Consider the following 22,311-nt stretch of genomic DNA (forward strand, 5'->3'; position numbering starts at 1 on the left):
TACCCATCCGATCGCGTCCTCGAACTGACCGCGGAGAAACACTTTTCAACTATTGGACGAGTCTGGGCGCATGCTCGGACTCGCGTTCGTCGGATTCTTCGTCCAGTTGCTCACGTTCCCCGGCGTCGTCGTCCACGAGTTCGCCCACAAGAAGGCGTGTGACTACGTCGGCGTCCCCGTCCTCGACGTGGCGTACTTTCGGCTGGGGTCGCCGGCTGGCTACGTCCAGCACCTCGAACCCGAGCGATACCGGGAGACGTTCGCGATCAGCGTCGCCCCGTTTCTCGTCAACACGATCGTCGCGTTCGCCCTGTTTCTCGGGCTGGCGACGGCGATCGCCGCGAACGGCGGCGACGGAGTCGAGCCGTCGGCGGCCGGGACGACAGGGCTCGTGCTGTTCTGGCTGGGAATCAGCATCGGGATGCACTCGTTCCCGAGTACGGGCGACGCGAATACTCTCTGGAGCCGATCGCGGGCGGAGTGGCGCGGGTCGCCGGTCGTCCTGCTCGGGATTCCGGTCGTCGTCGTGATCTACGTCGTGAACCTGCTCTCGCGACTGTGGGCCGATCTCATCTACGCAGCGGGACTGCTGTTGCTGGCCTCGTGGGTCGTCGGGATCGGCGCGTTCTGACGCGTCGGCGCGTCTCACTCGTATTCGAACACGCGAGCCATCCCCCGCTCCAGGTGATAGACGTTGTGACAGTGGAACAGCCAGTCGCCGGGGTTGTCCGCCAGGAAGTCGAACGTTACCTGATCGCCGTGTGGCGCGACGAGAACGGTGTCCTTGACCGCGTCGCCCACCTGGAAGAAGTGGCCGTGGAGGTGCATCGGGTGGATCGCCGGGCTTCGATTTGTCATCCGGACTCGAACGTGCTCGCCCTCGCTAATTTCGAGCGGATCGGCGTCCGGGTACGTCTCGCCGTCGATGGTCCACGCGTCGAAGTCAGAGCCGCCCATCATCCCGCCCGACAGCGTGAGGTCGAACGTCCGATCGGGATCCCCGTCGAGGTCCAGCGGTTCGAGCGCCTGGAGGGCGCCGTACTCGAGTTCCTGCCCGTCGAACTGCGGCCGTTCGACGTCCTCGTCGTCGGACGCGCCCCCGTACCTGAGTCTCGCCTCCGCGGGGTCCTCGGTGCCGACGACGGGTTCCGCGACGATCGCCCACTCGCCGGGGGAGTCGGCCTCGACGATCGCGTCGTAGCGTTCGCCCATACTCATGACGAACGAGTCGACGTCCACCGGTTCGACCGGGCGGCCGTCGGCGTGCGTCACGACCAGCGAGTGGCCGCCGACGCCGACGCGATAGGTCGTCGCGCTGCTGGGGTTGATGAACCGGAGACGAACGCGATCGCCCTCTTCGACGTCGAACACTGGCGGATCCGAGGGGAGACGGCCGTTGACGAGCAGTCCCTCGTACGGCGGGCGCCGGCTCTGTATCTGACTATCGCGACCCATTCCGTCGCCGGGACCCATTCCATCGCCGTTACCGCCAGGGCCCATACCGTCGCCAGGGCCACCGTCTCCACCGGGACCCATACCATCGCCGCCTCTACCGGGACCCGTGCCATCGCCATCTCCGCCCGGTCCACCGTCGGGACCTAGACCATCGCCGTCTCCGCCCGGTCCGCCGTCGGGACCCATCCCGTCGCCGCCGCCCGGCGGTGCTTCGATCGAGTCGAGCGCCGGCTCCTCCGCGAGGTAATCGTCGATCTGCAGGGTGTACTCGCGATCGTACTCGACGTGTGGCGATTCCGATTCGATGATCAGCGGTCCGTAGAGACCCCTGTCGAGTTGCAACCCGACGTGGCTGTGGTAGACGTACGTTCCCGCCGGCGACGCCTCGTACTCGTACTCGAACGTCTCGCCGGACGAGACGGGCTCTTGCGTGACGTCCGGAACGCCGTCCATCGGATTCGGGACGGGAACGCCGTGCCAGTGAATCGTCGTCTCCTCGGGCAATCCATTCTCGAGCGAGACGCGGAGCGTTTCGCCCTCGCTCACGCGGAGTTCCGGACCGGGAATCTGCTCGTCGTACAGCCACGTCTCGAGGCTGTCGTCCGGTCCGACGTCGGCCCGTCCGTCCGAGGCGACCAGCGTTTCGGCTCGTGGCCCGCCGTCGTCTTCCTGTGCGGCCCGCTTACGATTCGCCGATCCGATTCCGTTCGCGAGTCCAGCGATTCCGACCAGCGTCGCGCCGCCGACGCGCAACACCCGCCGTCGCGGGACGGTTCGATCGTTGTCGTCCATCGTGGAGCGTCCCACGACGACCGTGAAAAAAGAGGGACATGCCAGCGCACGTGCTCCTCGAAGCACGTCCGGGGACCGCGACCACGAGGCCGGAACATCGATCGTGAACGCGATGCGTCGGTGAGTCGGTTTCCGATCGGCCGAGACGGTTCCGCTGATGACCGTGGTTCGGCGTCCCGTCCTCGCGATCCGAATCCGACCGCCTTTATTTTCGGCGAGCCGTTGGGGCGGGTATGAACGCAGACGCCGTCGTGCTAGACGTCGACGGCGTGCTCGTCGACGTCGCCGACTCCTACCGGCGGGCGATCGTCGACTCGATCGAGCACGTCTACGACCGGACGATCCGCAAGCCCGATATCCAGCGGTTCAAGGACGCGGGCGGATTCAACAACGACTGGGAGCTCACCTACGCCGCCGCCCTGTACGTTCTCGCGACGAACGAGGGGTACCGCGACTCGATCGGCGACTTCACCGCCGACATCGCCGCCGAGGGCGGCGGTGTGAACGCCGCCGAGACCGTTATCCGGGACGCGATCGGCGCGCGGGCCACCCAGCGCGTCACGGAGCGCTGGGACACCGATCGGCTCCGCGACGTCTTCCAGCAGCTCTACCTCGGAGCCGATCTCTACCGTGGAATCGAGGGTGGCGAACCGGACCTCGAGACGCGCGGGTTCATCCACGACGAACCGGTCCTCCTCGAGGACGAGGCGCGCGAAACCCTGCTCGCGAACTACGACGTCGGGATCCTGACCGGCCGCCCCGAACCCGAAGCGGAGATCGCCCTCGATCGCGTCGGCCTGGACGACGAGATTCCCGTCGAGCACCGCTTTACGATGGACGACTGGGAGGAGGGGAAACCACACCCGCGGGCACTGGTCACCCTCGCGGAGCGGTTCGAGGCCGACAGCGTGGCGTTCGTCGGGGACACCCTGGACGACGTTCGGACCGCCGTGAACGCGAGCGAGGCAGACTCCGATCGAACGTACCACGGGATCGGCGTGCTCACCGGCGGGCTGACCGGCGAGGAGGGTCGCCGGAAGTACGAGGCCGAAGGTGCGGCGGCGGTCCTCGACTCCGTCAACGAGGTCCCCGACCTGTTCGAAGAGTGAACGGCGGGACGGGAGCGACGCACCTACTGCGGACTGGTATCGAAACACTCGCCCGACACGCCGAGCATTCCGAATCCGGTATCGATCGTGACGACCGGATTTCGGCAGACGTAGTCGCTCAACGCGAGTTCGAAGCCCAGATCGCCCTTGGAAACGACGATCGAATCGGTACGTTCGATCTGTACTGTGTCGGTGTACTCCCGCATCGGACCCAGTTCGACGGTTTTCGGGTCGGTCGCCGTCTCGCCCCGATCGACGTAGTACTCCGTGCGTTCGTCCCGCGGTCCCGTGTTCTCGACGACGAGAGTCGCCTCGACTGCGCCGATCGCCGTGCAGCCGGCGACCCCAGCGATCGATCCGACGGCGGCCGCCCGGCGCAAGAACGCGCGTCTGGTGTCGACCGACCCTGACATCGTCGGTCGATTATTCGCGATCGGTACTGTATCTATCGACGAGGATCGGCGTCAGAATCGACACGCACCGGTCCGGAGGATTCGTCACCCAATCGAAATCTACACGACGGGGCGGGCGGTACTGCGCGTATGGCACGAACCGTCGACGACCTCCGGAACGAGATTCGGCAGGCCGTGGGGCGATACGAACGCCGGGAATCGACGGCGTTCACCAAGGAAGCCCTCGCCGCGATCTGTGAGGCCCTAAACGCCGACGTCGAGACCGATCCGATACCGCCCAAATCGCGGATGCGATCGGGGATTCGCCGGTCGATCGGCCTGCCGGACGCGGACGATCCGGACCGGGCCGATCGCCCCTTCCGGAAGGACGACCTCGAATCGATCGCGGCGGCGCTGGACGGCGAGTGGTCGTAGCGATCGGGACCGGGATCGGCTGCGCGCGTCGACCACTCGACGAGCGGGCGCGACGGACCGGGCGAACACCCGTCAGCATCCGCCCCTCGTTTTTTCGCCGTCGGCGGTGTAGCGGGGTGGACCGATGCGCGAGGAGTTCCCCCGCCGCGACGACCTGCCCGGCGAACCGATTTCGGTCTGGCTCGCGACTACACGCGAGGACGACCCACCGGCCGAACCGCTCGACGACGATCGGACCGTCGACGTCTGCGTGATCGGGGCCGGCATCGCCGGCCTCTCGACGGCGATCGAACTGCGCGACCGCGGCCAGTCGGTCGCCGTGGTCGAGCGGGATCGGGTCGCGACTGGGGTGACGGGCAAATCGACGGCGAAGCTGACGAGCCAGCACGGACTGATCTACGACCACCTGCGCCGGGAGTTCGGCCGCCGACAGGCCAGCCGGTACGCGACCGCCCAGGAGGAGTCGATCGACGCGGTCGAGCGCCGGATCGACGACCTCGGGATCGACTGCGGGTTCGAGCGCCAACCCTCGTATCTCTACGGCGACAGCCCAGACGAAATCGAACGCGAGGCCGACGCCGCCCGCGGCGCGGGGATCGACGCTAGTTACGTCACGTCGGTGCCGCCGTTCGAGCGCGCGGCCGCCGCCGTCAGGTTCGACGATCAGGCGTGGTTCGACCCCCGGAGCTACCTGCTCGCGATCGCGGACGAACTCCGATCGGACGACGACGCGGACGTGTTCGAGGAGACCGAGGTCACGGACGTCGAGCCGGGCACCCCCTGTCGCGTCCGGACGGACGGCGCGACGGTGACGGCGCGGCGGGTCGTCGTCGCGACCGGATTCCCGATCCTCGATCGGGCGGGCTACTTCGCGCGGATGTACCCGAAGCGCTCCTACGTGCTCGGCGTCCGCCTCGACGGGGAGCCACCCGAGGGGATGTACTACCGGCCCGGCGACCCCTACCGGTCGGTCCGGACCCACCGGGGCGACGAGACGCTCCTGCTCGTCGGCGGCGAGAACCACAAGACCGGACAGGGAGGCTCGACGGCCGATCGGTACCGAAGGCTCGCCCGCTGGGCGCGCGACCGGTTCCCGGTCGACGAGATTGCCTACCGGTGGTCGACCCAGGACTACCGGCCGGCGGACAGGGTGCCCTTTATCGGTCGCGCCGGCGCGGGCACCGAGAACGTCTTCGTCGCGACCGGCTTTCGCGGCTGGGGGATGACCAACGGCGTCACCGCGGGCCGACTGCTCGCCGCCGAAATCGCCAGGGAGAGCCCGGCGGCGCTGGACCTGTTCGATCCGCTCCGGTTCACGCCGAAGCCCTCCTTCGGCGAGACCGTCACCGAGAACGCCGACGCCGCGAGCGAGTTCCTCACCGACTGGGCGCGGGCGCTGCTAACTCCCGACCGATCGACGCTCGACCCCGGCGAGGGCCGCGTGTTTCGCGAGAGCGGGACGCCGATCGCCTGTGCACGCGACGACGACGGCGATCTGCACGCCGTCTCGGCCGTCTGTCCCCACATGTACTGTCTGGTCGAGTGGAACGACGGCGAGTGTAGCTGGGACTGTCCGTGCCACGGCTCGCGGTTCGGTCCCGACGGCGAACTACTCGAGGGGCCGGCGAACGAGGGACTCTCCCGGAAGCCGTCGCGAGCGGATCTGCCGTCCCAGCACGGGCAGGAGGACTGAGACGGTCTGCTGTACCGAGTTCCCGGTGCAGCCGACGGACGATCGCGGTTGCACCAGAGCTGACGTACAGTAGTCCGGATGACCGGCCGAGAACGGAAGACGGCGACCTGCTCCGGGAGCGACTGCTCGCCCGGCCCGACCGGAACCGGGAGTTCATGCGAACGGACGAGCGGGGTGAACTCCCGCTGAAGCCGTCGCACCTCGAAGGACAGTCCAGCACGCACGGCGCATCAGCCGCCGCGATCGGCCGATCGATCGCCCAGACCCGGGTACTCGGCGACGATTCCGTCGACCCCCGCGGCCGCGAGTTGGTCGAACTGCGTCCAGGTCGCGATCGTCCAGACGTTGACGGCTCGGCCCTCGTCGTGGGCGCGCTCGACCACGTCGATATCGGGATCGCCAGCGTCGAACCCCGCGTACGCGGTCGACGCGAGCGGCGTTCCGGCGATCGCGTTCCGCGGCGGGTGGATCGCCTCGCAATCGTAGCGGCGGGCGATCTCGAACCCGGCCTCGAGGTCGTCCCAGACGAGCGCCGCGGCGGCGTAGTCGGGGCCGACGTCGCGGACGGCGGCGATCGCACCCTCGCAGAACGAGGAAAAGAGGATCTCGCCGACGAAGCCGTCGCAGACCTCGACGACACGATCGACGAACGGCGCCCAGACCGCGCGACGATCGTCGCGGTCGTCGGGGGCGAGCGCCTCGGCGAACCGGAGGTCGGTTGTTCCCGGGTTCTTCAACTCGACGTTGACCCCGATCGTGGCGGGAAGCGCTTCGAGAAGCGCCGCGAGCGTCGGGACCGTCTCGTCCGTGCCGAGCACTCGGGCCTCCCGGAGCGTCTCGAGATCGGTCTCCCGGACCAGCCCCGAGGCGTCGGTGAGCGGCCTGCCGTCGCGAGTCCCGTCGACGCGCTCGTCGTGGATCACGATCGGGGTGCCGCAGGCCGCGGGCTGGACGTCGATCTCGAGCATGGCGGTCTCGGCCCGATCGGCCGCGCGAACGGCCGCCCCGATCGTGTTTTCGGGGGCGACGCCCGCGTAGGCCCGGTGGGCGATGATGGCGGGAGTGGTCATACCCAGAGGACGAGGGTCGGCATAATGGGTGCTGTGTCTCTCGGCGGCACGGCACCTGGAGCGCTCCAGCGCGCGCCGCTCGGCGCGAGGTCGACGAGCGAGAGGTCCATACCGGTTTCGGGGCCTCGAGACGGGAAGGTGGTACGGATTCGATCCGCCGCCGGGATCGGGCCCGGACCCGACGAGTGACGGGCCAGGGTTCACGCCGATCGGTCCCGAAGCCGCGTCCGTGACCGGAACCACGCTCGAAGACGTCGAACGGAGCCTCGATCGCGCGACCGATCTCGAAACGACGGAGGCGCTGTCGGTGTTGCGGACCGCTCGCGAGGACCTCCAGGCGCTCCGGAACGGTCCCGAGGTCGACGAGGAGCGCCAGCGGGCCCTCGAAGAGCGACTCGACCAGCGCATCCGCGAGGTCGAGAATCGCGACGCCTACGACGGCGGACTCGGCGCGGCGATGAATCCCGAGGACGACGACGCGCCCTGATACGGTCTGCTATAACGGTTTCCCGGTGCAACCGCAGGGCGGTCGCGGTTGCACCGGGAACGACTTACAGCAGACCGTATGACCCCGTCCCCCAGTCCGATCGGCCGCGATCGCAAGCACCCGTTCGATCGGCGCGGACGACGAGTGGACAGTCCCGCGTAGTGAAACCGTTCCAGGGAGTCCCTACTGAACGTGCCTCCGAACACGGGGACGGGAGCCCGATCGAAACGGCGGCTTTCGGCCGCAACGGTAGCGCGCCTTTATATCATCGTCGCGGGGTAGATGGCCGCGATGAGCGGACCAACGCGACGCCGGATGCTGACCGGCGTATCGACCGGAGCTGTATTTCTCTCGACAGGAACCGACATCCCCGTGACTGCCGAACAGGAACGGGACGACGGCGCCGAGACCGACGCGGGAACCGGTGAGGACGTCGCACTCGACGTGAGCATCGTCGAGACGAACGCACCCGTCGGCGCGGGGGATCTCCTCGAGGTGACCGCCGCCGTCGAGAACGGCGGGACGAGCGACGTCCGGACCGACGTCGACCTACTCGTCGGGGACGATTTCGAACGCATCGGTCGCGTGCGGACGACGGTCGACGCCGGCGAGACGACGACGCTCACGCAGGAGTTCTACACGTACCCGGTCCCGATGGATACCGAGGTCCCGATTCGAGTCGACGTCGCGGGTGACGGGGCCGAACGCACCGTGAGCGTGACCGGCGCGACGCCGCTCTCCGACCGGCGACCCGATCGCGACCTCGCCGTCCAGCCGGGAACCGAGGTGCTGTTCGAGGCCGGTCTCGACCGGTCGGACCCCATGCGAACGACCGTTTGGTGGGTCGACGGCGACCGCGTAGGGACCCCGATCGGGGGCCCCTGGCAGGCGGCCTACGACGCCGAGACCGGGTACCACTACTGGCGGGAAGCGTTCGAGTCGCCCGGCACGCACGACGTGGCCGCGGCCGTCGTTCCCACCGACGGCGAGGAAACCTATACGGCCCGGTGGACGGTCGAGGTGACCGACGACGGGAACGCGTCCCCGACGATCGACGCGTACGACCCGGAACCGGGCGAGCGATCGTACGCGAGCGGCGAGACCGCCACGTTCGAACTCGACGTGACCGATCCAGACGGGGACCTCGATCGGGTCGTCTGGTGGTTGACTCAGGCCGACGTACTCCTCGACGTGACCGACCTCGCGGGCGCGTCGGACACCGCGCGACTCTCCGTCCCCGCCGATCGGCTCTGCCGGACCTGTCGCGTCATCCCGTGGGTGATCTGTGCGGACGGGACCATCTCCTCGCCGGACGACGCCTGGCGGATCGGAGCGGGCGACGACGCGGGACGCGACTGACGGGGCCGATCGCGAACCCGCCACGCGCGACCCCGCGATTCCGGCGAGATCGACCGAACCCCCACCATTTTATTCGGATGCCGTGCCCAGAGAGGGGTATGCGAATCGCACTACTCGGCGGAACCGGCGACATCGGCGAAGGGCTCGCGCTGCGCTTCGCGCGCGATACGGACCACGAGATCCTCATCGGGTCGCGCGATCCCGAGAAGGCTCGCGACGCGGTCGCGTCCTACGAGGACGAACTCGCGGAGCGGGGCGTCGACGCGTCCGTCAAGGGCTTTGCGAACGAGATGGCGGCGGATCGGGCGGACGTCGTCGTCCTCTCGGTCCCGCCGTACTACGCCGGGGACACGGTCGAGGCGGTCGCCGACAGTCTCGACGAGGACACGATCCTCGTCACGCCCGCAGTCGGGATGCAGGGCGACGAAGACGGCCTCCACTACCACCCGCCCGGGGCCGGAAGCGTCACCAAACTCGTCGCCCAGCGCGCGCCCGACGCGGTGCCTGTCGTCGGGGCCTTCCACAACCTCGCGGCCGACGCGCTGTCGGACCTCGACAACGACTTCGACCTCGACACGCTCGTCGTCGCCGACGACGAGGGCGCGAAACAGCGCGTACTCGACCTCGCGAACGAGATCGAGGGACTGCGGGCCCTGGACGTCGGCCCGCTGGCCAACGCCGCCGAGGTCGAGAGCGTCACGCCGCTGGTCATCAACATCGCGAAGTACAACGAGGACATGCACGACGTCGGTGTAAAGTGGGTGTAGCGATCGACCGCTGACGCGCCGGAATCGACGCGCCACGCCGCGCACTACTTGCGACGACTGCGTGGCCTGGCAGTCGAATCCGCCGGGACCCGAACCCGGACCGGTCGAATCGGGTCGGCCCGGATCAAAACGAACCGCGATCGGGGGTCCCCGAACCCGTGGGAGAGGGCGTTATCGCCACTCGTCGGCCGAGAGCGCTTCGGCTTCCGGTACCGTCATCCAGACGTCGTCTCGCGTGATGTCGGCGATGACGAGGTGCGGTCGGCCGTCGATCTCGTCGATCGCCGCGACGACGTCCGGTTCGCCCTCAGCCCCGAACGACTGCAGGTCGGGCTTCATACCCGAGTGAACGCAGAGCCACACTATGAATGTTCTGGAATATCCGCAATTACTGGTTGAAAGTGTAGGGGAATTCCGTATATTACTATAGATATTAGCAGATATCGATAGTCAATTGGACGTGTCGTAACGGGCGCGTGGCGGCCGCCGCGCGATCGGGACAGGCGCGGCTACGACGCGAACGCGCTGTAAAACGAGCGATACGGGTCGTCCTTACGCGCCGGCCGATTCGAGCGCGTCCTCGATGTCCTCGCGCTGGGTGACGCCGACGAAGCGCTCGACGATCCCGTCGTCGTTCTCGATGATGAGCGTCGGGAGCGAGCGTACCTGGTACTCGTTGGCCACGTCCTGCTGTTCGTCGACGTTGATCTTCTCGACCTCGAATCGCCCCTCCCAGTCCTCCTCGAGTTCCTCGAGGATCGGATCCTGGGTCTTGCAGGGGCCACACCAGTCCGCGTAGAAATCCTTGAGTGTGACAGTCATCGGTTCACCGCTAGTTCCAAGGCAGCGCGCATAAGGGTTTCCCAGTCGACCGAACGTGACACGCACCCGATCGGCCGAGCGCACCACGACGGCGGTCCTCGGCCCTGTTACCCGCGAATCGGGTTCGGGGCCGCCGGTCCGGCCAGTTCGTTCTCGGGAACCGGTCATTAGCCCCACGAATTTATGGGTGCCAGTCGAACGCTCGACCATGTATCGAAACGTACTGGTGCCCACCGACGGGAGCGAACCCGCATCGCGAGCGGTCGAACAGGCGATCGAGATCGCCGACCAGTTCGACGCGACGCTTCACGTCCTGTTCGCCGTCGACGTCGACGAGAAGACGCCGTGGAGCCTCTCCGAGAGTCAGGTCTCCGAATCGATGCGCGAACACGGCCGCGAACTAACCGACGCCGTCGCCGAACGAGCCCCCGACGACCTCGAGGTCGTCACGACGATCGAAGAGGGAGATCCCCGCGAACGGATCCTCACGTACGCCGACGTCAACGCGATCGACGTCGTCGTGATGGGGACCCACGGCCGCAAGGGAATCGATCGACTCCTGCTGGGAAGCGTAACCGAACACGTGGTGCGCAACGCGGACTGCTCCGTCCTGGTCACGCGCGCCGAGGAGGACGAAGAACCAGTCGGGAGCGCCGACGCGGCGATCGACGCCGCCCGGACGGCGCTCGAGTCGGACGAGGGAATCGACGCCGCCGACCTCGAGATCGGCGACGACCCCCACGAGATGGGCGGTTACTGGATCGTCCACGCCGAAACCGACGACCGGGCGTTCAACGTCCACATCTCGCGACCGACCGGGCGGACGCGGATCGCCGACGTCACCGAGTCCTGACGGGCCCCGATCGAGCCTCGTCGTCGACGAGTACCGGGTCGATCACGGCTCGTCGGTGATCGTTCGACGGACTCGATAATGAAGGATACGACGTCTCTCGTCTCACCGATCGATCCGGGTCGCGGTCGAGCGCTGGAGACCGTTCAGCGCCGTCTGAGCGCGATGACAGCCGCGAGCAGGCCGGCCACGACTGCGGCGACGATGCCGAAACCGGCCGCCGGTTCGCCGCCCCCGACGTTCACGTCGGTCTCCGCGTCGGCGATGCCGACGGTGTGCGTTCCCGTCTCGTCGAATTCGACGGTCGTCTCTACGGTGGTGGACTCGCCTGGTGCCAGCGACACGTCGATCCGATCGATCGACTCACCGTCGACAGTCACCGGAACGGTCGACGTCGTTTCCTGGACGCCCTCGTTCGTGACCGTCGCCTCGATAGTCGTCGACTCGCCGGGCGACACCGTCCCGGGGGCGTCGAGTTCCGTCACCGTCGTCGAGCCACAGCCGCCGGCGTGGATCGTGATCGGTCGGTCCAGATCCAGCGACGTCGCTTCGCTGTCGTGATCGGGACCGGAGAGAACCTTCCAGTCGGTGATCTCTCCGTCGTAGATCTGGAGGTCCGCCTCGTCGTTGAATGCGGGATCGATTTCGATCTCGAAGCCGTCGTCGAGACCGCCGGTGAACACGGCACCGTCGGTTCGGCCTTCGGTCCAGGCCCAGGAGAGGCGACTCGTCGATCCGCGACGATCGAACGTATCCTCCGTCCCGTCGTAGCTATCGTCCTCGACGGTCCACTCACCGTCTTCCGGCAGGCCGTCGACGTGCATCGTCGCCGAACCGCCCGACGTGTTTCCGTCGAGTCGGTCGTGAATCAGGACGAGGCTGAGTCCGTCGCGTCCCTCGTACAAGAAGAGGACACTCGTATCGTCCTCCTGGAAGTCGCTCGTTCCGTAGGAGCTGTACGTGGGTGCGCTCGGAGACGTGTTCGGCGTCCGGTAGTCGTACAGTTCTTCTGCCGACTGGTGGCCCTGTCCGAAGGGTTCGATGGGAATGCACTCGTCGCCCTGTACGACAGCGTACTCGCCCGTCCGATCGTTCTGCTGGGCGGCGGCCACGCCGACTATCCCGGTCCCGACGGTTGCGCCGATTACGAGTATAGCGATCATTCCAGCGGCGACAGCCGTCAACGAACCGGCCGGAGGAGTAAGAGGGGAATCCGTCATCGTTCGTCGTGACCGGGTAGATTCAGCGCCCGGGTATTGTTATATCCCGGTTTCAGTCAGCAGAGATCCCCTACTCGTCAACTCACGTTGGAATCGGTTACGGCGTCGTGGTCGTGCACATCGCAGGTGCGATGAGACGCGACTGCGGCGCTTGACGGTCGATCGAGCGCTGACAGACGGTCGATCGTACAGGCTTCTCGGTCGTTCCGTCGAGAACCGGTCGAAAACGTCGCGCCGCTCGATCAGCGTTCCGTCCGGGACCGCCTGTTCCACCTTCTGAATCGGCGGCGGGCCCGGCCGGAGAGGTTCTTCAGCAGAATTTTTCCCGAAAAGTCCAGATCGCGTCGTCGACTCAACGGATGGTACTCGCCTAACTCCTCCTCGGGGACGGTTTCGAGTCCGGCCGACGAATCGCGTAACCGTTCGATTCCGTCGGTCAAGAGGCGAATCTGGAGCCGCGCGATCCGATCAAAGACGTCCCATAACGTGTAACAATCACCGATATACACCTCGTCGTACGCGACGATTCGTCCGCCGTCGATCGTCTCGTTCAACCGCTGTAACGTCGACCCCATCGTGGTCCGATCGTCGTAAAACGCGGGTGGCGGACCCATCCCGCGGTACGATCGGATGTCGCTGGGGTGGAAGCTCAGAACGCCGTGTTCCGGCGCGGTCAGGATACTCCCTCGGATGAGGCCGAAGCCGAAGCGGACGACGACGTCGCAACTCTCCGCAACGCGCGTCACGACGTCGTCGGGAAATTCGGTCCAGCCGTTCTCGGTTCGCGGGTCGCAGCGGACGTGCTCGGCGTCGTCGAAACAGTCGACGTCCTCGACGCTGACCAGTTGCCAGAGCCTCCGTTCGTCGCCGAGCATCTTTGCGATGGTTTGCTCCGCCATAACGAGCGTCCACGCGCTCTCCTCGGCCACGGTGTCGTACACCTTTTTCACCGCGTCCAGTCCGACGAGGTCCGTTGGATTCGTGAATTCGCCGGCGGAATCGGTGTCGCAGGAATCGCTCACGACGATCGAGACGTCGATATCGAGTTCGCGCCGTAATCGCTCGATAGCGCGCGCTTGCCAGTAATAGAGGTGAGGATCGGTGAGAAATCCGACTCTCGTCGGTCCGGTGTTCCGCATGAATGCTTCGTCTCGCACGTCCACCCTTAGTTACTGTCTCGATGAGATCCGTCTCCCTTCTCGTAGCACGGCGCTAACATGCGCTACCCTGCGATTTCGTAACGATTCTGAAAAACGGCGGTACGCGACTCGGTGCCGCTCGCTCGGCGCCGCGAACGAACGCCGACGACACGACGAAAGACTTAGTTTCGGGGGCCCATAGGAACGCGTATGGACAAAGGACAGAACACCGGTGGGCTGATGTCCAGTGCCGGACTCGTCCGGTACTTCGACTCCGAGGACTCGAACGCCATCCGTATCGATCCGAAGACGGTCATCGCGTTCGGCGTCATGCTGGGCGTGCTGGTCCAGCTGTTGACCTTCATCGCGTAACGTCGACGCGCCCCTTCTCACCGATCGATCGCGACGCACGACAGCGGAGCGTCCGCCGCGTTCCGTAACTCGATTACCCGCGAACACCGGTGGCGTCCGCCGACGCCGGACCGGCCCGAAGTTGGCCGCGAAGGTACCGCTCGCCGCGCCTCGTCAACCGATACTTCCCCCGTTCGACCTTCTCGAGGAGGCCGTGCGTCTCCAGTTCGATCAGGCGGCGATTCACCTCTTTTCGGCTGAACCCGGTGTTGAAGGCCACGATCGACGGTGTCAGTGCGAGATCGGTGCCGTAAAACGCGCCGAGGATCTCGTCGTCCATCGGCGTCATCCAGCCGGCCGGCCGACGGATACTGGACGGTTCGTTCAGTAACGCTCGGTCCCACTCCGTCGTCCGCACCTCGTTCGCGACGGGGTCGTAGAGGCCGAAGACGACCAGCAACGCGGCGGTCCCGTGGACCCAGTGGACCAGCGACGGCGCGACCAGTTCGGCGACCGGCCCGCCGATCACGGCAAGCACCAGTCCAGCGGCGGTGACGAGCACGAACCGGCGATACGCCGTCGTCGACGCCTCCAGCGAGAGGAAGTACAGGAGTTCGAGCGCGACGACGATCCCGATCGCCAGGTTGTAGCCGGCGAAAGGGGTCAATCCGTTCACGACGGCTCACCCCGCGATCGATTTCGGAGAAGCTGGCGGTGGCGAAGTATCAGCAATCCGATGAAGATCGCGACGATCGTGTTCGCCGCGCTCCGGAGCACGTGGAGCGCCAGCGGCTCCGGCCCCGTGACGAGCAACGTGGTGTGGTAGAGCGTCAGCGCGACCATCCCGAGCGAGAGGAGGCCGATCGCGGTTCCAAACGGCGAGTTCCGGAAAATCCCCCAGGAGAGGAGCGCGAACACCCCGGCCCCGGTACTGGAGACGATCGCGAAGGAGACGCCGAGGAGGTGGACGGCGGAGTGGGCCATGGCGCGGGCTACAGGTCCGGGAGCCGTTAACCTGGGGCCTGTAATTGCACGGGTGCAGTGGCGAAGGAGCGACTCGGCTCCGTGATTTCGGGAGTCGACCGCGTCGAGTCGGTCGCGGTCCAGCCGATCGCTCGCCGGCGAACCGGACCCGCCAACCGGCGGTAATCCGTCGTAACGCCGTCCTCACCGATCGGCCGGGCCGCCGCGCCCGCCGCGAGTATCGTCCCTCACCGATCGGTCGGCGCGTCGTGGGGAGCGGCTAACAAAACGGATCGACGCCCACCGATCGACCGCGATGGCACTAACTCAGATCGACCACGTCAGCGAAAACGAGGAGATGCAGGAGTGCATCGACAGCTGTTTCGAGTGTGTACAGGCCTGCGAGTGGTGTGCCGACGAGTGCGCCGACGAGGGCGAGGAGATGGCCGAGTGTCTGCGCCTCTGTCGCGACGTCGCCGACCTGGCGGAGATGCACGCGCGATTCATGGCCCGCAATTCCGGCTACAGTTCCGACCTGGCCGGGATCACCGCCGACGCCTGCGAGGAGTGCGCCGACGAGTGCGAGCAACACGATCACGAGCACTGTCAGGTCTGTGCGGACGTCCTCCGGGAGTGTGCGGAGACCTGCCGCAACATGGCGTCGGCCTGAGAGCGTCGGGATCGCGATTCGTGAGTCCGATCGTCACCCGCTCGCGATCGACGCGCGTGGAACCTCGATATCATGAATGCGATCACGAGAGTGGCCGCCGCCGGCAACGTCGCGATCGGTTGCTGGCTGGTCGTCGCACCGATCGTCGTCGACGCACCGGCGATCGGCAGGTGGAACGACGCGGTCGTCGGTGCCGTGATCGTCCTCGCGGCCGGCACCAACTACGCCAGAGCGGTCAGGCGGCGGCCCGCAAGCGCGATCGGGTCGGGAATCGCCGCGGTCCTGGGACTCTGGCTCGTCGTCGCGCCGTTCGCGCTCGGCATCGAGGGGGTGGCGCTGTGGAACGACGTCGTCGCGGGCACCCTCGTCGCGAGCCTCGCCGGCTACAACGCCTACGTGGCGACGCTCGCCCCCACCGAACCGGCCCTTCGTACGACTGCCGAAGAGGGACGGTAATGGAGCAAATACGGGAAACCCGTCCGACGATGGGGAAGCGAGCCGCGGCCGAACCGATCCGGGACCAAACGTGACCATGGACTACACCAGACTCGAGGAGTACGGCGCGATCGGCGACGGAAACACGGTCGCGCTCGTCGGCCGCGACGGCTCGATCGACTGGTGTCCGCTCCCGCACGTCGAATCGCCGAGCGTCTTCGCCGCCGTGCTGGACGCCGATCGCGGCGGCCGGTTCGCCGTTCGGCCCACCCAGTCGTTCGAGTCCGTCCAGCGGTACCGCGATCGCACCAACGTCCTCGAGACGACGTTCCAGACCGCAGGCGGCAGTGCGACGCTGACCGACTTCGTGCCCGTCGCCGAGGCGATCGGGGCGGACGACCAGCCGCCCGCGATCTACCGGAAACTGGACTGTGATGACGGCTCGATCGATCTCGACGTCCGGTTCGAACCGCGATTCGACTACGCGCGGGACGTCCCCGCCGTCGAACCGACGACCGACGCCGCGGCGGGCGACGGCGTCGTCGCGATCGGCGACGACGATCGGGTCGTCCTCTCGAGCGACGTTCCGATCGAGCCCTCGGCCGACGGCACCGGGGCGAGCGCGACGGTGACGCTCGCGGCCGACGAAACGCGCTGGCTCGTGCTGGGGTACGGCGATGCAGTCCCCCTCGAACCACCGCGCCACCGGGAGACGCTCCGGGACACCGTCGAGTACTGGCGCGAGTGGACCCACGACTGCGACGGGGAGCACTGTCCCGTCGGCGGACCCTGGCACGACCTCGCGACGCGCTCGTCGCTCGTGCTCAAACTCCTCATCCACCGCGAGACGGGCGCGGTGTGTGCGGCCCCGACGACCTCGCTACCCGAGGACATCGGCGGCGTCCGCAACTGGGATTACCGGTTCAACTGGATCCGGGACGCGGCCTTCACCGTTCGAGCGCTGGCCGAACTGGGCCACCTGGCAGAGGCGCGATCGTACTTCGAACTCTGCCTCGATCACTGTCGTAGACACGAACCCGAGGCGGTGCCACCGGTCTACGGCCTCCACAGCGAGGAAGTCCCCGACGAACGGGTCCTCGATCACCTCAGCGGGTACGGCGGGTCGACACCCGTTCGCATCGGGAACGCGGCAAAGAACCAGCACCAGCTCGACGTCTACGGCGAATTGATCCTCGCGATATACGAAAGCGTCCGCTACGGCGAACCGGTGACGGCCGACGACTGGGCGGTGATGCGGGATCTCATCGACTACGTCTGCGAGGGGTGGGACGAGCCCGACGCCGGCATCTGGGAGGTCCGCTCCGACTACGAGCAGTTCGTCTACTCGAAGGTACTGTGCTGGACGGCGCTGGATCGGGGGATCGAGATCGCCGAAGCCGCCGGCGACGACGCGTCGGCGCCGCTCGATCGCTGGCGGACGTGCCGGCGCGAGGTCCGCGACGCGATCCTCGAGCGGGGCTACAGCGAGCGCGCGAACAGTTTCGTACGGGCGTTCGACGACGAGGAGACGCTCGACGCGGCGAACCTGCTCGTTCCGGTCGTCGGCTTCCTTCCGCCCGAGGACGATCGCGTACAGCGCACGATCGACGCGACGATCGATCGACTGGAAGCCGACGACGGCCTCGTCCGACGCTACGAGGGCGACGACGGGCTCCCCGGCGAGGCGAGTCCGTTCGTCGTCTGCTCGTTCTGGCTCGTCTCCGCGCTCGCGCTCTCGGGACGGGTCGCCGAGGCAACCGAGCGATTCGATCGCCTCCTCGAGGAGACCAGTTCGCTCGGACTGCTGGCCGAGGCGATCGATCCCGAGAGCGGCGACCAGCGGGGCAATTTCCCGCAGGCGTACAGTCACATCGGGCTCCTCAACAGCGCGCTCTACCTCGGCCACGCGGATGGCTCGAGTTCGGTATCGCCGGCACCGCTCGGCCGCGACGAGTCGCTCGAAGACGCTATTTCGAACAGGGCGATCGTTCGCCAGTCGAACGACAGCGACACTGACGGAGAGACATCGGGACAATGAACGACGAACGACGCGACGACTCGACCGACGAACCGACCGCCGTCACGACCGACGGGCGAATCCGAGACGCGAACGCGGATCCCGGCGAGGAGAGCGACGATCGAGTCGAGACGTCGACCGACGGTGAAGACGGCGACGGAAACGGGGCCAACGGGTCGATGCGGCCGGGCGACATGATGCTCGAACATCCGACGGAGGAAATCTGGCCCCAGTACGCGATCATCTCGCTTGGCCTCTGGCTGATCGCGAGTACGCCGACGCTGGGCTACGAGAGTGCGCTGATGCGGTGGAACGGCGTGATCAGCGGCGTCGTCCTGATCGCGCTGGCCGGTCTCACGATCTACCGGGAGAGCGGCTACGCCAACTACGCTAACGGGTTCGTCGGTCTGTGGCTGGTGTTCTCGCCGATCGCGTTCTGGGCGCCGACGGCGGCGGCCTACGCCAACAACACCCTCGTCGGTATCATGGTGATGACGTTCTCGATCATCATCGTGATGCGCTCGGAGATGGACGGGCCGGCCGTCCCCCCGGGCTGGTCGTACAACCCCTCGACGGGCGCACAGCGAGCCCCGCTGATCGCCCTCGGGATCGTCGGCTTCTTCGCCTCGTGGTACATGGCCGCGTTCCAGCTGGAGTACATTAGCAGCGCCTGGGATCCGCTGTACGGCACGGGGACCGAGGAGATCCTCACGTCGAAGGTGTCGGCGGCGTTCCCGGTTTCGGACGCCGGTCTCGGCGCGGTCGCCTACTCGATCGAGGCGCTGATGGGATTCATGGGCGATCGGCGGCGCTGGCGCACGATGCCGTGGATGGTCGCCTTCTTCGGCGTCGTCGTGATCCCGCTGGGGTTCGTCCAGGTCCTGCTGGTCATCATGCAGCCGATCACGGTCGGGACGTGGTGTACGCTCTGTCTCCTCTCGGCGTTCGGCATGCTGTGGATGATCTCGCTGACGGTCGACGAAGTCGTCGCGATGGGGCAGTTCCTCGTCCGACTGATGCGCCGGGGTGACAGCCTCTGGACAGCCTTCTGGATGGGCGGGACGATTCCCGAGGACGAGTCCGGCGTCGACGGGAGCGCCCCGCGTGCGATCGACGACTCCCCGATTCGCGAGCCGTTCTGGGGCGTCTCGATCCCGTGGACGCTACTGGCCGCGATGACACTCGGGGTCTGGCTCATGCTCTCCCCGACCGTCTTCGGGACGTCGGGGCTCATGGCCGACAGCAGCCACCTCGTCGGCTCGCTGATCGTCTCGTTCACCGTGATCGCGACCGCCGAACCCGCCCGCTCGATCCGGTTCCTGAACGTCCCGCTCGCGGCGTGGATCGTCGTCGCCCCGTGGCTGTTCGCCGGGGTCCCGACGATCGCCGCGATCAACGCCGCCGTCGCCGGGGTACTCGTCGTGCTCCTCAGCGTCCCGCGCGGCCCGATCGCGGATCAGTACGGCGGCTGGGAGCGCTACGCGACCGTCGAGACGATCGAACGACTGAACCCCCTCGGTAGCTAACGATGGCCGAACCTACCGCTTCCAAAACCGAATCCGCCGACGCCGAGGTCGTCGTCGTCACGGGCGCGTCGGCCGGCGTCGGTCGAGCCACCGCTCGCGCGTTCGCCGATCGCGGCGCGAAGATCGGCCTCCTCGCGCGAGGCGAGGAGGGTCTCGAGGCCGCCAAAGCGGACGTCGAGGCGGCCGGCGGCGAGGCGATCGCCGTCCCGACGGACGTCGCCGACCCCGAGCAAGTCGAGGTGGCAGCCGAGACCGTTGCGGACGCGTTCGGCCCGATCGACGTCTGGGTGAACAACGCGATGGTGTCGGTGTTCTCGCCGGCCGCGGAGATGACGGACGAGGAGTACCATCGCGTCACCGAGGTCACGTACCTTGGCTACGTCTACGGCACGCAGGCCGCGCTCGATCGGATGCGCCCGCGCGACGAGGGGACGGTCGTCCAGGTCGGCTCGGCGCTGGCGTACCGCGGCATCCCGCTCCAGTCGGCCTACTGCGGCGCGAAGCACGCGATCCAGGGGTACACCGAGTCCGTGCGGACGGAACTCATCCACGACGACTGCGACGTGCAGCTCTCGATGGTGCAGATGCCCGCGATGAATACCCCGCAGTTCGAGTGGACGAAGAGCCGGTTGCCCCGGAAGCCGCAGCCGGTCCCGCCGATCTACCAGCCCGAGGTCGCCGCCCGCGCGATCGTCTGGACCGTCGACCACGGCCGGGACGAACTGTGGGTCGGCTGGCCGACGCTGAAAGCGATCCTCGGCAATCGGCTCGTGCCCCGGCGACTCGACGACTATCTCGCCCGCGGCGGGTACGACGCGCAGCAAACCGACGAGCCGGTCGATCCCGATCGAGAGCACAACCTGTACGAGCCGGTGGCCGGCGACGTCGGCGCTCGCGGGCCGTTCGACGAGCGAGCGCGCGATCGGAGTTACCAGCTCTGGGTGAGTACCAACCGGCGGACGCTGGGGCTACTCGCCGGCTTCGCGGCCGCGATCGTCGGCACGATTCTCGGTCGCCGGGCCACGTCGGCCGATCCCGGGTGAGGCCGACGGGATCCGGTCGAGCCACGCGCGAAACCTCGTAACATAGTTGAACGGCCCGTCCATAGCGGGTCGCATGACACTGGTTGCGGGCGTCGTCGCCGTCCAGGGCGACGTGACGGAACACGCGAACGCCATCGAACGGGCGGGGCGGGCACACGGCCGCGAGGTCACGGTTCACGAGATCTGCGAATCGGGCATCGTCCCCGACTGCGACCTGCTCGCGATGCCCGGCGGCGAATCGACGACCATCTCGCGGCTGGTTCACAGCGAGGGAATCGCCCCCGAGATTCGGGACCACGTCGCCGCGGGGAAGCCGCTCCTCGCGACGTGTGCCGGCCTGATCGTCGCCTCGAGCGACGCGAACGACGATCGGGTCGACGAACTCGGCTTGCTCGACGCGAGCGTCGAGCGCAACGCTTTCGGCCGCCAGAAGGACAGCTTCGAGGCCCCGCTTTCCGTCGCGGGCCTCGACGAGCCGTACCCGGCGGTGTTCATCCGCGCTCCGGCGATCGACGCGGTCGGCGAGTGCGAGGTGCTCGCGACGTGGGACGATCGGCCGGTCGCCGTCCGAGACGGACCGATCGTCGGGACCGCCTTCCACCCCGAACTCACGCCCGACAGCCGGATCCACGGCCTCGCCTTCTTCGAGAACGACGACGCGTCGGTGCCGGCGGACGCGGAGTCACGCTGACCGCCTGACTGACGGTCCCCGATCGATCTCGAGGGTGGGTCCGTCCAGGATCGGGTCGGCCGATCGATCGGGCGCGGATCGCCGATGCATGCACTCGCTGTCGGGCAGGTTTTTCATGCTCGCCAACATCCGTGGGGGTATGAAGGCATCCATCGACGCGATTCGCGTCGCGGGGACGCCCCAGGGACCGGTACCAGTGGTCGTCCTCGCCGTCGACGGCGAGGAGGACGTCGTGCCGATCTTCATCGGGTTCGACGAGGCGACCAGCATCGCGCGGGGCCTCGAGGCCGACGACATCGGTCGCCCGCTGACCCACGACCTCCTGCTCGACGTGATGGAGGAACTCGGGAGCCGAGTCGACCGGGTCGTCGTCAGCGAGATCGAACGCCGCGACGACGGCCAGGGCGGCACCTACATCGCCGACCTCCACGTCGAGACGCCGCGGGGCGAGACCGTCATCGACGCCCGGCCCAGCGACTCGCTGGCGCTTGCCGCCCGGACGAACGCGTCGATCGAGGTGACCGAAGACGTCTTCCAGGACGGCCGAGACGACAGCGAAAAGTTCGAGCAACTCGAAGACATCCGCAACGTATCCGGTGACATGTAGATGGAGGACATATTCGAGGAGTTGTTTGCCGTCATCGAGGATCGCAAGGAGACGCTGCCCGAGGGCTCCTACACCGCGTCGCTGTTCACCCACGAGAAGGGGGAGAACGCGGTGCTCGAGAAACTCGGCGAGGAGACGACCGAACTCGTCCTCGCCGCGAAAGACGACGACCACGAGGAGGTGGCCTACGAGGCCGCCGACATCGTCTATCACCTGCTCGTGTTGCTCTCGATGAAGGACATGGATCTCGACGACCTCGAGGCGGAACTCAGGGCCCGCCGGTGAGCGGACCGGGCCCCACCGTCGAGCGGACGGCGACGGGGCCCGCCACGCACCCTCGACGGGGGAGAGCGGGGGATCGACGCGTGCCGTCCTCGTCCCGGCGGCCGGATCGACGGGGTAGTTTCTTGGTCGGGGA

Annotated in this window: 26 protein-coding genes; 17 read left to right on the forward strand and 9 right to left on the reverse strand. The window is 67.3% G+C overall.

Annotation, left to right across the window (positions count from 1 at the left end; genetic code table 11):
* Positions 1-70: 70 nt before the first annotated feature.
* Entirely contained in the window at positions 71-631 is a 561-nt protein-coding gene (locus tag AC6I6X_RS21315; RefSeq protein ID WP_497932581.1) for a DUF3267 domain-containing protein, read from the forward strand.
* Between the two features lie 14 nt (positions 632-645).
* Here the strand turns inward: AC6I6X_RS21315 and AC6I6X_RS21320 are convergent, their stop codons facing one another.
* Positions 646-2,247: a multicopper oxidase family protein gene (locus tag AC6I6X_RS21320; protein WP_497932582.1), complete on the reverse strand. Its 1,602-nt coding sequence runs from the start codon at positions 2,245-2,247 to the stop codon at positions 646-648.
* 233 nt (positions 2,248-2,480) lie between these two features.
* On the opposite strand from AC6I6X_RS21320, the gene AC6I6X_RS21325 reads away from it, so the two are divergent.
* Positions 2,481-3,356, forward strand: a complete 876-nt coding sequence (locus AC6I6X_RS21325) for a TIGR01548 family HAD-type hydrolase (protein ID WP_497932583.1) — start codon at positions 2,481-2,483, stop codon at positions 3,354-3,356.
* Between the two features lie 23 nt (positions 3,357-3,379).
* On the opposite strand, the gene AC6I6X_RS21330 is transcribed toward AC6I6X_RS21325, so the two are convergent.
* A complete protein-coding gene (locus tag AC6I6X_RS21330) occupies positions 3,380-3,769 on the reverse strand; it encodes a hypothetical protein (RefSeq protein WP_497932584.1) in 390 nt (129 codons plus the stop codon).
* 129 nt (positions 3,770-3,898) lie between these two features.
* On the opposite strand from AC6I6X_RS21330, the gene AC6I6X_RS21335 reads away from it, so the two are divergent.
* A complete protein-coding gene (locus AC6I6X_RS21335) occupies positions 3,899-4,183 on the forward strand; it encodes a hypothetical protein (protein ID WP_497932586.1) in 285 nt (94 codons plus the stop codon).
* Positions 4,184-4,307: 124 nt separating this feature from the next.
* Positions 4,308-5,876 (forward strand): FAD-dependent oxidoreductase, encoded by a 1,569-nt coding sequence (locus AC6I6X_RS21340; protein ID WP_497932587.1) that lies wholly within the window; start codon positions 4,308-4,310, stop codon positions 5,874-5,876.
* Between the two features lie 230 nt (positions 5,877-6,106).
* On the opposite strand, the gene AC6I6X_RS21345 is transcribed toward AC6I6X_RS21340, so the two are convergent.
* Complete coding sequence (locus tag AC6I6X_RS21345; protein WP_497932588.1) at positions 6,107-6,946, reverse strand: glycerophosphodiester phosphodiesterase; 840 nt, start codon at positions 6,944-6,946, stop codon at positions 6,107-6,109.
* 229 nt (positions 6,947-7,175) lie between these two features.
* Between AC6I6X_RS21345 and AC6I6X_RS21350 the strand changes: the two genes are divergently transcribed.
* The 3 genes from AC6I6X_RS21350 (at position 7,176) to npdG (ending at position 9,559) form a co-directional block, all read left to right on the forward strand.
* Positions 7,176-7,433 carry a hypothetical protein gene (locus AC6I6X_RS21350; protein WP_497932589.1) on the forward strand — a complete coding sequence of 86 codons (258 nt, stop codon included), beginning with the start codon at positions 7,176-7,178 and terminating at the stop codon, positions 7,431-7,433.
* A 372-nt stretch (positions 7,434-7,805) separates the two neighbouring features.
* Entirely contained in the window at positions 7,806-8,792 is a 987-nt protein-coding gene (locus tag AC6I6X_RS21355; protein WP_497932590.1) for a hypothetical protein, read from the forward strand.
* 98 nt (positions 8,793-8,890) lie between these two features.
* A complete protein-coding gene (gene npdG / locus AC6I6X_RS21360) occupies positions 8,891-9,559 on the forward strand; it encodes an NADPH-dependent F420 reductase (protein ID WP_497932591.1) in 669 nt (222 codons plus the stop codon).
* A 171-nt stretch (positions 9,560-9,730) separates the two neighbouring features.
* Here npdG and AC6I6X_RS21365 read toward each other — a convergent pair whose 3' ends face one another.
* Together AC6I6X_RS21365 and AC6I6X_RS21370 are read right to left on the reverse strand one after the other, a co-directional pair.
* On the reverse strand, positions 9,731-9,898 hold the full coding sequence (locus AC6I6X_RS21365) for a DUF7556 family protein (RefSeq protein WP_497932592.1): 168 nt from the start codon (positions 9,896-9,898) through the stop codon (positions 9,731-9,733).
* 213 nt (positions 9,899-10,111) lie between these two features.
* Positions 10,112-10,381 carry a thioredoxin family protein gene (locus AC6I6X_RS21370; RefSeq protein WP_497932593.1) on the reverse strand — a complete coding sequence of 90 codons (270 nt, stop codon included), beginning with the start codon at positions 10,379-10,381 and terminating at the stop codon, positions 10,112-10,114.
* 208 nt (positions 10,382-10,589) lie between these two features.
* Here AC6I6X_RS21370 and AC6I6X_RS21375 point away from each other — a divergent pair, with 208 nt between their 5' ends.
* Positions 10,590-11,234 carry a universal stress protein gene (locus AC6I6X_RS21375; protein ID WP_497932594.1) on the forward strand — a complete coding sequence of 215 codons (645 nt, stop codon included), beginning with the start codon at positions 10,590-10,592 and terminating at the stop codon, positions 11,232-11,234.
* Between the two features lie 143 nt (positions 11,235-11,377).
* On the opposite strand, the gene AC6I6X_RS21380 is transcribed toward AC6I6X_RS21375, so the two are convergent.
* Both AC6I6X_RS21380 and AC6I6X_RS21385 read right to left on the reverse strand, forming a co-directional pair.
* Positions 11,378-12,394, reverse strand: coding sequence for a CARDB domain-containing protein (locus AC6I6X_RS21380; RefSeq protein ID WP_497932595.1), 1,017 nt, complete (start codon positions 12,392-12,394; stop codon positions 11,378-11,380).
* A 299-nt stretch (positions 12,395-12,693) separates the two neighbouring features.
* Positions 12,694-13,608, reverse strand: a complete 915-nt coding sequence (locus AC6I6X_RS21385) for a formyltransferase family protein (RefSeq protein WP_497932596.1) — start codon at positions 13,606-13,608, stop codon at positions 12,694-12,696.
* Positions 13,609-13,800: 192 nt separating this feature from the next.
* Between AC6I6X_RS21385 and AC6I6X_RS21390 the strand changes: the two genes are divergently transcribed.
* On the forward strand, positions 13,801-13,962 hold the full coding sequence (locus AC6I6X_RS21390; protein WP_497932597.1) for a preprotein translocase subunit Sec61beta: 162 nt from the start codon (positions 13,801-13,803) through the stop codon (positions 13,960-13,962).
* Positions 13,963-14,035: 73 nt separating this feature from the next.
* On the opposite strand, the gene AC6I6X_RS21395 is transcribed toward AC6I6X_RS21390, so the two are convergent.
* Together AC6I6X_RS21395 and AC6I6X_RS21400 are read right to left on the reverse strand one after the other, a co-directional pair.
* Positions 14,036-14,617: a winged helix-turn-helix domain-containing protein gene (locus AC6I6X_RS21395; protein WP_497932598.1), complete on the reverse strand. Its 582-nt coding sequence runs from the start codon at positions 14,615-14,617 to the stop codon at positions 14,036-14,038.
* Complete coding sequence (locus tag AC6I6X_RS21400) at positions 14,614-14,925, reverse strand: hypothetical protein (RefSeq protein WP_497932599.1); 312 nt, start codon at positions 14,923-14,925, stop codon at positions 14,614-14,616. The genes AC6I6X_RS21395 and AC6I6X_RS21400 overlap by 4 nt, the downstream gene beginning before the upstream one ends.
* Before the next feature lie 295 nt (positions 14,926-15,220).
* Between AC6I6X_RS21400 and AC6I6X_RS21405 the strand changes: the two genes are divergently transcribed.
* From AC6I6X_RS21405 to hisE, 8 genes are all read left to right on the forward strand, one after another.
* On the forward strand, positions 15,221-15,574 hold the full coding sequence (locus AC6I6X_RS21405; protein ID WP_497932600.1) for a four-helix bundle copper-binding protein: 354 nt from the start codon (positions 15,221-15,223) through the stop codon (positions 15,572-15,574).
* A gap of 72 nt (positions 15,575-15,646) precedes the next feature.
* On the forward strand, positions 15,647-16,030 hold the full coding sequence (locus tag AC6I6X_RS21410) for an SPW repeat domain-containing protein (RefSeq protein WP_497932601.1): 384 nt from the start codon (positions 15,647-15,649) through the stop codon (positions 16,028-16,030).
* A gap of 76 nt (positions 16,031-16,106) precedes the next feature.
* A complete protein-coding gene (locus AC6I6X_RS21415; RefSeq protein WP_497932602.1) occupies positions 16,107-18,047 on the forward strand; it encodes a glycoside hydrolase family 15 protein in 1,941 nt (646 codons plus the stop codon).
* Positions 18,044-19,552 (forward strand): vitamin K epoxide reductase family protein, encoded by a 1,509-nt coding sequence (locus AC6I6X_RS21420; RefSeq protein ID WP_497932603.1) that lies wholly within the window; start codon positions 18,044-18,046, stop codon positions 19,550-19,552. Before AC6I6X_RS21415 ends, AC6I6X_RS21420 begins: the two co-directional genes overlap by 4 nt.
* A 2-nt stretch (positions 19,553-19,554) precedes the next feature.
* Complete coding sequence (locus tag AC6I6X_RS21425; protein WP_497932604.1) at positions 19,555-20,595, forward strand: SDR family oxidoreductase; 1,041 nt, start codon at positions 19,555-19,557, stop codon at positions 20,593-20,595.
* 73 nt (positions 20,596-20,668) lie between these two features.
* Positions 20,669-21,286: a pyridoxal 5'-phosphate synthase glutaminase subunit PdxT gene (gene pdxT, locus AC6I6X_RS21430; protein WP_497932605.1), complete on the forward strand. Its 618-nt coding sequence runs from the start codon at positions 20,669-20,671 to the stop codon at positions 21,284-21,286.
* Between the two features lie 139 nt (positions 21,287-21,425).
* Positions 21,426-21,893, forward strand: a complete 468-nt coding sequence (locus tag AC6I6X_RS21435; protein WP_497932606.1) for a bifunctional nuclease family protein — start codon at positions 21,426-21,428, stop codon at positions 21,891-21,893.
* Complete coding sequence (hisE, locus tag AC6I6X_RS21440; RefSeq protein ID WP_497932607.1) at positions 21,894-22,178, forward strand: phosphoribosyl-ATP diphosphatase; 285 nt, start codon at positions 21,894-21,896, stop codon at positions 22,176-22,178.
* The last annotated feature ends 133 nt before the right edge of the window (positions 22,179-22,311 follow it).

Source organism: Halosolutus sp. YCN4 (assembly GCF_059736495.1).

Excerpts from the sequence above, each read along its gene's own strand:
- AC6I6X_RS21345 (WP_497932588.1), bottom strand. The coding sequence starts at position 6,946 with ATGACCACTCCCGCCATCATCGCCCACCGGGCCTACGCGGGCGTCGCC.
- pdxT (WP_497932605.1), top strand. The coding sequence starts at position 20,669 with ATGACACTGGTTGCGGGCGTCGTCGCCGTCCAGGGCGACGTGACGGAA.
- AC6I6X_RS21325 (WP_497932583.1), top strand. The coding sequence starts at position 2,481 with ATGAACGCAGACGCCGTCGTGCTAGACGTCGACGGCGTGCTCGTCGAC.
- AC6I6X_RS21400 (WP_497932599.1), bottom strand. The coding sequence starts at position 14,925 with ATGGCCCACTCCGCCGTCCACCTCCTCGGCGTCTCCTTCGCGATCGTC.
- AC6I6X_RS21375 (WP_497932594.1), top strand. The coding sequence starts at position 10,590 with ATGTATCGAAACGTACTGGTGCCCACCGACGGGAGCGAACCCGCATCG.
- AC6I6X_RS21370 (WP_497932593.1), bottom strand. The coding sequence starts at position 10,381 with ATGACTGTCACACTCAAGGATTTCTACGCGGACTGGTGTGGCCCCTGC.
- AC6I6X_RS21415 (WP_497932602.1), top strand. The coding sequence starts at position 16,107 with ATGGACTACACCAGACTCGAGGAGTACGGCGCGATCGGCGACGGAAAC.
- AC6I6X_RS21435 (WP_497932606.1), top strand. The coding sequence starts at position 21,426 with ATGAAGGCATCCATCGACGCGATTCGCGTCGCGGGGACGCCCCAGGGA.
- AC6I6X_RS21420 (WP_497932603.1), top strand. The coding sequence starts at position 18,044 with ATGAACGACGAACGACGCGACGACTCGACCGACGAACCGACCGCCGTC.
- npdG (WP_497932591.1), top strand. The coding sequence starts at position 8,891 with ATGCGAATCGCACTACTCGGCGGAACCGGCGACATCGGCGAAGGGCTC.
- AC6I6X_RS21380 (WP_497932595.1), bottom strand. The coding sequence starts at position 12,394 with ATGATCGCTATACTCGTAATCGGCGCAACCGTCGGGACCGGGATAGTC.
- hisE (WP_497932607.1), top strand. The coding sequence starts at position 21,894 with ATGGAGGACATATTCGAGGAGTTGTTTGCCGTCATCGAGGATCGCAAG.
- AC6I6X_RS21410 (WP_497932601.1), top strand. The coding sequence starts at position 15,647 with ATGAATGCGATCACGAGAGTGGCCGCCGCCGGCAACGTCGCGATCGGT.
- AC6I6X_RS21405 (WP_497932600.1), top strand. The coding sequence starts at position 15,221 with ATGGCACTAACTCAGATCGACCACGTCAGCGAAAACGAGGAGATGCAG.
- AC6I6X_RS21365 (WP_497932592.1), bottom strand. The coding sequence starts at position 9,898 with ATGAAGCCCGACCTGCAGTCGTTCGGGGCTGAGGGCGAACCGGACGTC.
- AC6I6X_RS21335 (WP_497932586.1), top strand. The coding sequence starts at position 3,899 with ATGGCACGAACCGTCGACGACCTCCGGAACGAGATTCGGCAGGCCGTG.
- AC6I6X_RS21330 (WP_497932584.1), bottom strand. The coding sequence starts at position 3,769 with ATGTCAGGGTCGGTCGACACCAGACGCGCGTTCTTGCGCCGGGCGGCC.
- AC6I6X_RS21340 (WP_497932587.1), top strand. The coding sequence starts at position 4,308 with ATGCGCGAGGAGTTCCCCCGCCGCGACGACCTGCCCGGCGAACCGATT.
- AC6I6X_RS21320 (WP_497932582.1), bottom strand. The coding sequence starts at position 2,247 with ATGGACGACAACGATCGAACCGTCCCGCGACGGCGGGTGTTGCGCGTC.
- AC6I6X_RS21390 (WP_497932597.1), top strand. The coding sequence starts at position 13,801 with ATGGACAAAGGACAGAACACCGGTGGGCTGATGTCCAGTGCCGGACTC.
- AC6I6X_RS21425 (WP_497932604.1), top strand. The coding sequence starts at position 19,555 with ATGGCCGAACCTACCGCTTCCAAAACCGAATCCGCCGACGCCGAGGTC.
- AC6I6X_RS21315 (WP_497932581.1), top strand. The coding sequence starts at position 71 with ATGCTCGGACTCGCGTTCGTCGGATTCTTCGTCCAGTTGCTCACGTTC.